This is a genomic window from Nisaea nitritireducens (assembly GCF_014904795.1).
Taxonomy (GTDB): domain Bacteria; phylum Pseudomonadota; class Alphaproteobacteria; order Thalassobaculales; family Thalassobaculaceae; genus Nisaea; species Nisaea nitritireducens.
In genome coordinates, this window is record NZ_JACZFS010000016.1 from 108,220 (window position 1) to 116,648 (window position 8,429).

General features: G+C 59.1%; 5 protein-coding genes and 1 pseudogene. 4 read left to right on the top strand and 2 right to left on the bottom strand.

All coding sequences use genetic code 11. From position 1 onward, the window contains the following. Nucleotides 1-21 precede the first annotated feature (21 nt). Complete coding sequence (locus tag IG629_RS06190; protein WP_193171098.1) at nucleotides 22-903, top strand: shikimate dehydrogenase family protein; 882 nt, start codon at nucleotides 22-24, stop codon at nucleotides 901-903. A gap of 56 nt (nucleotides 904-959) precedes the next feature. Further along, nucleotides 960-1,700 (top strand): acylneuraminate cytidylyltransferase family protein, encoded by a 741-nt coding sequence (locus tag IG629_RS06195; RefSeq protein ID WP_193171099.1) that lies wholly within the window; start codon nucleotides 960-962, stop codon nucleotides 1,698-1,700. 23 nt (nucleotides 1,701-1,723) lie between these two features. On the opposite strand, the gene IG629_RS06200 is transcribed toward IG629_RS06195, so the two are convergent. Both IG629_RS06200 and IG629_RS06205 read right to left on the bottom strand, forming a co-directional pair. Continuing rightward, entirely contained in the window at nucleotides 1,724-2,791 is a 1,068-nt protein-coding gene (locus IG629_RS06200; protein WP_193171100.1) for a Gfo/Idh/MocA family protein, read from the bottom strand. A gap of 17 nt (nucleotides 2,792-2,808) precedes the next feature. After that, entirely contained in the window at nucleotides 2,809-4,902 is a 2,094-nt protein-coding gene (locus IG629_RS06205) for a tetratricopeptide repeat protein (protein ID WP_193171101.1), read from the bottom strand. A gap of 246 nt (nucleotides 4,903-5,148) precedes the next feature. Here IG629_RS06205 and IG629_RS06210 point away from each other — a divergent pair. Together IG629_RS06210 and IG629_RS06215 are read left to right on the top strand one after the other, a co-directional pair. Continuing rightward, nucleotides 5,149-5,364, top strand: a pseudogene (locus IG629_RS06210) (hypothetical protein); the annotation flags it as partial. A 370-nt stretch (nucleotides 5,365-5,734) separates the two neighbouring features. Beyond that, nucleotides 5,735-8,429 (top strand): DUF4347 domain-containing protein (locus IG629_RS06215; RefSeq protein WP_193171103.1); only part of this gene is annotated, 2,695 nt, incomplete at its 3' end.

An 8,429-nucleotide genomic window follows, 5' to 3' on the forward strand; every position in this document is an offset into this window, starting at 1 on the left:
CGCCCCCGTGAGGAGCTACCCATGGCGGAACTCGCTTTTCAAGACGCGCTCGACAACCCGGTTGAGATCAGGACCCCGTCCTACTCCGCGATCCTGGGCTTGAGTCCGTCTAAGGGCGCGCGGTCTCCATTGCTCTGGAATGCAGCATTCAAGGCAGCCGGGATCGACGCTGTTATGCATCCGATGGACGTGCGCCCGGAAAACCTGGCTTCCGTGGTCGCCGGATTAAAGGCGGACGCGCGCTATCTGGGAGGTGCGGTCGCGGTGCCCCACAAGAAAACCATTGGCAGCCTGCTTGACCGGATCGAGCCCGAGGCCGAGAAGATCGGGGCTGTGAACGCAATCTATCGTGCGGGCAACCAATTGGTCGGCGCCAATACAGACGGTGCCGGAGCCCTGAGCCAGATCGAGGATTTGGTCGGGGGTGCGGAGGCGCTGAAAGCTAAACACGTGACCTTGATCGGGGTTGGCGGTGCGGGCATCGCGGTTGCCGCGTTCCTCGCGGATCGGACGGCGGGACTTCGGATTGCGAACCGGACCTATTCGGTGGCCGAAGAGGCTGCAAGAAGGCTGGGAGCCGATCCCGTGGCAATGCCCCTGACACACGAGATTCTTTCCATGACCGATGTCTTGGTGAACTGCACGACGGTCGGATACCAAGACGGACCCGAAGGGTCACCGGTTCCTGTAGAGGCGCTCGCGTATCTTCCTGAAGGGGCTGCCGTCTACGACATCATCTATCAGCCCCGCGAGACCCCAATGCTCAAGGCCGCAGCCTCTCACGGCTTTGCAACACGTGACGGGCTTGGCATGAACCTGGACCAAGCGGTGATCGCGTGGCTCAAGGCCAATCCCGGCACGCTCACGCTCGAGGCTGTTCGCGTCGCCATGTCGGCCGTCTGACGGGCTGATCAAAAAGGGACAGCCGACAAACTGCCGCAGCTCAAGGACACCGACACATGACAGAGCCGACCGCCTCTCATAACTCTGGCCCGAATGAGTTTCGCGTGATCGCGATCATCCCGGCCCGGGGCGGCTCCAAGGGACTACCGGGCAAGAACCTTAAAATGATCGGTGGCATGCCGCTGATCGCGCATTCGGTTGTTCATGCGATTGAAAGCGGCGTCTGCGACCGGGTGCTTGTCACCACGGACAACGAGGAAATCCGAGCAGCGGCCGAGGCTGCGGGAGCCTGGACGCCTTTCTTGCGGGAAGCCGAACTGGCGCAGGACCTGACCCCGACGGAACCGGTTCTAAAGGATGCGCTGGAACGCGCGGAGGCGCTCGACGGGGTCAGCTATGACATCGTGGTGTTCCTGCAACCGACCGATATTTTCCGCGAACCTGAATGGATTGCCCGCGCGGTCAACACTTTGAAAACCCGGCCGGAAATCGACTGTTGTTTCGTCGCCAACAAAACCCACAAGAATTTCTGGGTCCAGGAGGACGATGGTAGCTGGACACGCGTTTTCGACTGGATGGCAATCTACGGGCCGCGTCAGACCCGGAAACCGCTGTTCCGCGAAGACACCGGTATCGCCTCCGCCTTACGCTCGGAGTTGATCCGTGCGGGGCGGCGCACCGGCGATAGGGCCGAGATCATCCAGATCGACGACACGGCCTCGGGCATCGACATTCATGACGCCTTCGATTTCCACCTCGCCGAAACGGCTCTGGATTGGCGTAAGGGGAACCGCTGAACGTTCAGGCACGGGAAGCACCCTCACCCCTTGATACCAAGCTTGGAAGAGCTCGGCATATCGGCCATCCGGACCCACCCACCGGTTTCCATGCTGGCGTAGAGCGCATGGATAAGCCGCAGAGATCCGAGCGCGTCTGACACCCCGATGGGCGGCGTACGGTCATTTCTCTGCAAACGATCCAAGACGTCACCAAGCAGGGGGCCGTGGCCAAAGCCATAGCCGTTGGGCACCTCCTGAGAATGATCTTGGGTTGCTGTCTCATCGCCCGGCTGGGTGGTGACCGGTCGCCAGATCTCAAGCTGGTTCAAAGCACGACCGCCGACCTTGGCCATCGCCTTCTCTCCGACCAGATGGATAGATGCCTCGAAATCATCATCTCGGGCTGAGGTCGTTGCCTCGATCGTGCCCAGCGCTCCCGAGGCAAACTTGACGATAGCGACCGCTGTGTCCTCGGCCTCCAAAGTGTTCAGAATATCGTCTCCGGCAGCGCATACGGCCTCGATAGGACCGCCCAGCCACTGCAACGCATCGACATGGTGGATCGCCTGCTGGGCGAGCACACCGCCATCCATCGACCATCGCCCGTGCCAGGGGTCATTGTAGTAGTCTTGGGTCCGGCACCAATGGACACGGACACCGGCGGTGACCAACCGTCCAATGCGCCCCTCGTCGATCGACCGTCGCAGAAAGCGCATGGCGGGATTGTAGCGGTTCTGTTTGACCACGGCGCACATCACACCCGCCTCGCGCGCGGCGTCTTCCATTGCCAGCGCGTCTTCTATCCGAAGGGCAACCGGCTTTTCGACCAGTACGTTGAGGCCGGCTCGTATCAATTGCATTGCGTGTTCAGCGTGGTTACCGGATTCGGTCATCACGCAAACCAGATCGGGCTTATGAATGATCAGAGCCTCGATACTGTCGACCGGCGTCCCGCCAAGGGCTTGAGTGAACGCGGAAGCTTTTGACAGGTCCAGATCTGCTGCCACGATCACCTCGACCCGATGTGCCAGTTCCTGTCCCAAAACCTCCCGGTATCGGGCCGAGACCCGCCCGCATCCGAGGACGCCAAGACGCAGTTTTTTGGTCATCACTAACTCCTACTCACTTATACGCCGACCAGGTCGGCTGGGCCGCACGCCTTCAGATCTGTGACGACTTGTGTCATGACGGTATCCCATTCATCTCCGGCTTTTTGCCGGTAAACACGTGTTTGAGGATACCAAAGAGAATCTGGTCGCGAGAGGCCCCAGCGCCAATCGGGATTTGGCGGTAATAGATTCCAGCAGGGCTTCGACAAGGCTCCGGCAAAATGGACAGTATTGTTGACTGGGCAGATCACCAGATCGACTGCGGCCACAAGGGCAGCCAGGCCATCCAGGTCCTCAAATGGCTCTACGCCGTGACTATGATCAATGGCAAGCCCACCCTCACGATGGAATGCCGCTATATCGTCCTCGGTTGCGCCGTATTGCAAAGAAACCAAGGCAACATTCTCAGCCGACGCGAAACCACGCCAGAAAGCAGGAGCTATAGTGCGAGCGGGGCCAGTACGGGGTGCAATCGATCGCCAAGTGATGCCCACTAACTTTTTCGAAGGGTGCCGGGCTTGTAGCCCGGACCTTATTTCATCTGATCGGGCTACGTCGGGGACCAACCAAGGTTTCGGGATTACGTCGCCGCCACAAAAGAGCTTCAGCCGGTGCGGGAGGTCACCGAGTGCCAGATGACAGTCCGCGCCGTGATGGCTTTCTTCAGCGCCGTCAGGCTCCGAAACATCCGGCACCGATATGCCGGGGAAACTGCGCTTGAGAAGAGGTCGTAAGCGAGGTTCCGTCAGGATCGTCAGTTTGACACCCCGGTCCAGCAAATACGGGACAAGTGAAAGAAATTGAATTTCATCGCCGATACCCTGTTCACCCCACAGCAAGAGATGATGTCCAGCGACATCGCCTTCCGTCCATTCGGGAATCTTGAAAAAACGGCGAAGCTTTGTGCCTTCTTTCGTTTCGAAGCGCCCACGGTGAAGGTCCCAACCTTCGTCAAAACGTTCGAGAGCCAACAGAGCGAATGCGGTATTGAAATTTGCGGACGCATGCCGTGGGTTTGCGCAAACGGCGCGGCGCCCGTACACAGCTGCATCAGATGCATTGCCCACACGTCCCAGCTCAACGGATATATTAAACCAGGCGTCGGCGTCAGCAGGCTCCGCGACAGTCCCGCGCCGCAACCATTTGAGGACTTCTTTGCGACCCGGCGAACGCGTCGCGAGGACGGCCAATCTGTTGTAAGGCTGCGGCGCTAATGGATTGATTGCCAAAGCGCGCCGCGCCCAAATTGGGGCGTCCATCAAGCCTGCCAATTCGCTACATGCCGTCAAATCGATTGGATCGATCAGCAGCCCCCGCTTGTAGGGAACGAGGGCCTCTTCAGCTTTATCGAGTTTCTGAAGCGCACGGGCGCGATTAGACCATGCGGCCGCTAGCATTGGGTCTGAGCGGCTGGCGGCCAGGAAACGCGCTTCTGCCTGTGCCCAATCGTTCCGGTTAAAAGCCAACAGACCAAGGTTGTTTAGAGGCGTGGCTGCTCGAGGCACAACACAGAGCGTCCTCAGATAGAGCCGTTCGGCTGGATCGATCTGGTTTAAGTCACGCATGACATTACCGAGATTGAAGAGTGCGGCGATGTCTGTCGGATGGTCTACCAGTCGGCGGCGAAAACGGTGCGCGGCATGACCAAGCTCACCGCTATGCCAAAGATCGATTGCAAAACTGGTTTCCGTTCCGGTCGTTCGATCCAGCGGCGATAGGATAAAACTCCGAATTCCGTAAGGGCGTCGCTCGGCTGCTGGCCTACCCTTGAAAAGCCCGGACACCCCATCGACCCGACTGGGGTTGATCAGAGTTGCTTTCCGAAAGCAATTTCGAGCCCCCGATGGTTCCCGTAACTGCTGCAGCAAGGCACCCAGAAAGACCCAATCGTCCGCACTTTCGGGCCGATAGTGCAGCGCCTCTCTTAAGTGTCGAATTGCTTCTGGAAGGCGTCTTTGCCCAAGTCGAATTTTACCCAGGAGGCTGAGGGCGTCGGGGTAGTTCGGATCTCCAACCGGTACCCGACCGCAAATCAGCGCGGCCCTGGCACTAAACCCGGCCTCATACCGCCGCATCGCTTCCTGCATCAAACTTCGGGAAGTTTCGCCCATAGCCTACGCCGTGATTCCAAAAGATTTTTTCAACGCCTTCGTTCTTTGCATATTTTTTTATTCATTAGAATTTCCTCATTGAAGGGCGTCGGATTCTTACTCGAAAAAACGTTAAGAAAATTTAAGGCACCTCGAAAAATGTGATCGTCTGTCCGAGGCTTACCAGAGTCTCCAGTCTTTGGACCGTGATGGGGTTTCCTGATGGGCCTGAAGGACGCCGACGCCCACTAAACCAAGAAGCACGTCAACGTGGACCAGCGCCACAAGTTGACCCGGCGCCAAGGGGTGACCGGAGCATCCGCCCACGACAACCAGCCCCTCGATGACGTCCCCGACGCAGACAATACGGCCTCCGATATCTGGGCGGATAGCGCTTACCGGTCGGCCGAGACCGAAGAGGAACTCCAGGAGCGGTGCACGATCATGACAGCGCAGTGGTCACTGTTGCGTTCCGCTACCTGAGTTGGGTGCCCAACAGACGCGGTACCTACAAAGCGTCTTCAAGCTGACAGGTGACAGTGGGCATCGCATGCACATCATCATGCCGACCCAGATAATCTCAGGTGAATTGCTGAGGCGCCAAAATAGAGTCTCATGCATCGTAAATATAAACCAATAGTTCGCGTTTTTGGCGATCCCTTCTGATCAATACCGACCGATCACTGATTTTTTAATGCCCTTAACTCCTTATTTACCAACGTTTTAAGTAACACATTATTCATCTTCGCATGCTAGAACCCGCCATCAGTTTTTAGAAATGGAGCCCACCGTGGTTACTTTAAGTGGATTAAATCGCGTCACGGCAAAGTTTAATAAAATACACAATAATTTTATGGATAATAATCCCGAACAATCGATTCTTTTCGTAGATCCAGAAGTCCCGTTCCAAGAGGCTTTAATTGCCGGTCTGCGGCCAGGGTTTGATGTTGTCCATCTTCCATCGACAGCAGATGCCCTTACGACCATTGCGCTCCATATGCTGGGTCGCCGCAATGTGCCGGCTTTACACGTTTTGTCTCACGGTGAGTCCGGGGCCATCCGCCTCTCAGGCCACAACGTCGGATTAAGTGACATCACGGCCCGGCCGGAGCTGGTCGATGCTATTTGCGATGCGCTGGCTGAAGACGCGGAGATCGTCCTTTACGGGTGTTCCGTCGCGCACGGTCAGGCGGGACGCAACTTTGTCGACGGGCTTTCTGATCTGTTGAACCGTTCCATCGTGGCGTCCGAGCACATGGTCGGCGCCCGGGAGTTGGGCGGGGCTTGGGATTTTCCGGCACTGAGTCAGCTCGCGTTCGATACCGAGTCTCAGGCCAGCTATCCTGGCGTTTTGGCGCAAGCAACATTTGGTATTGTAACGACGATTGAGTCGTCTCACACCCTGACGACCGACGAGTCGGGCACCACGATAAATGTAGAACGGAGCGACAGCACCCCGATGGCCGGGGTGTCGTCAGGTTTCCTCGATGCTGGCCTGATCGCCAACACGGTTTCCTATACGCTCACTTTTGCCTCTGCCGTCAACATTACGCAGTTTCAGATTGGCGAGTTCCAAAACAATAGCAACAGCGCAAATTATACCTTCACTCCCAATACGGGGTCAGCGGTTACAATCGCTGACAACGACGCTGCGCTCGCCGGCTCGGTCGCAACTCTAAATCCAGCTGATTGGAACAATATCACGTCCTTCACGGTCTCCTATGCTGGAGGAGTGAACTGGCGGGTTGGCCTCGATAATATTATTTTCACGAGCGCCAGTGTTTCCGCCTCGTCGAATGCGGCCGGTTTCAACACGACCAATGGCACTAATCTGACGCCGGCCTCCACCTTCGGCAGCACCAACGACACCCTGACGATCGCGTCCGCGACGCATACGACAGGCTCGACGGCGGATGGCGGCGGCGGGACCGATACGCTGGTGATATCCCAGACCGGGACGGACCTGACGCAGCTGACCTCGCTCACGAATTTCGAGACCCTGACGCTCGGCAGCAATGTCACAGTCACGATGTCCGAGACCCAGCATGACGCTTTCTCCACCATCAATGGCGCGGCTGGCGTTGAAGCGATCACGCTGAGTACCGCCAATGGCGACGGCAACATCACCGGCTCCGGCAATATCGAGACGTACAATCTCAACAACGCGTTCACTTTCACCATCGGGACCGGTGGCCAGAACGTCACCGGCAATGCCGGAAGCAACCAGACAGTTCAGTCCACCGCCGGGATGGACAGCTTTTCGGGAATTCTGAACGGCGGCGCCGGCGGTTCCGACACACTGGTGCTCGACGATGGCGACAACATCGCCAGCGCGACGGTCAGCAATTTCGAGAACCTGACATTCGGAACCGGCGCCTCCGTCACCATGACGGTGGCGCAGCATGACGGGTTCACCGGGACCGTCACTGCGGCCGGCACCGAACAGGTCACCTTCTCCGCCACCGGCGGCGACACCGTCACGACCGGAAACGCGGCCATCGAGACCTATGTGCTCGGCACCGGCGGCATCACCTTTACGCTCGGGACTGCCGCGCAGAACGTGACCGGCAGCAGTGGCGCGGATACCGTCAATGCCGGCACCTTCACCGCCACCGGCACCCTGAACGGCAGTGGCGGCACCGACACACTCTCGCTCGGTACCGGTGCCAACATCGCCGGCGCCACGGTTTCCAGCTTCGAGAATCTGACCCTCACCAGCGGCGCCAGCGTCACCATGGCGGCCGCCCAGTCGGCCCAGTTCTCCGGCACCATCACCGCGGCCGGCAGCGAGACCGTCAGCATCACCGGCGACGGCAACTTCACCACGCTGGCAAACATCGAGACCTACTCCGTCGGCGACGACAGCACCAATACGCGCACCATCACAATCGGCGGTGCAGGCACCAGCGTCACCGCCAATTCGGCCACAGACGCCGTCACCTTCAATGCCGGCGGTCTTACCCTCACCGGTACGCTGACCGGCGAAGGCACCGTCAATGACACGCTGCAGCTCGGCAACAACGCCAGCATTTCCGGCGCCACGATCAGCAACATCGAAAACCTGACCGTCGACAGCGGCGCCTCGGTCACCATGACGGTGGCGCAGCATGACGGGTTCACCGGCGGCATCGCCGGAACCGGCACGAACCAGATCACCTTCTCCGCGACCGGCGGCGACACCGCGACCACCGGTGACGCCGATATCGAGGCCTACGTACTCGGCACCGGCGGGATCACCTTCGCGCTCGGCGCGGCCGCGCAGAACCTCACCGGCAGCAGCGGGGCGGACACGCTCAATGTCGGCACCCTGACCGCCACCGGAACCCTGAACGGTAACGGCGGCACCGACACACTCTCGCTCGGTACCGGCGCCAATATCGCTGGCGCCACGGTTTCCAGCTTCGAGAATCTGACCCTCACCAGCGGCGCCAGCGTCACCATGGCGGCCGCCCAGTCCGCCCAGTTCTCCGGCACCATCACCGCGGCCGGCAGCGAGACCGTCAGCATCACCGGCGACGGCAACTTCACCACGCTGGCAAACATCGAGA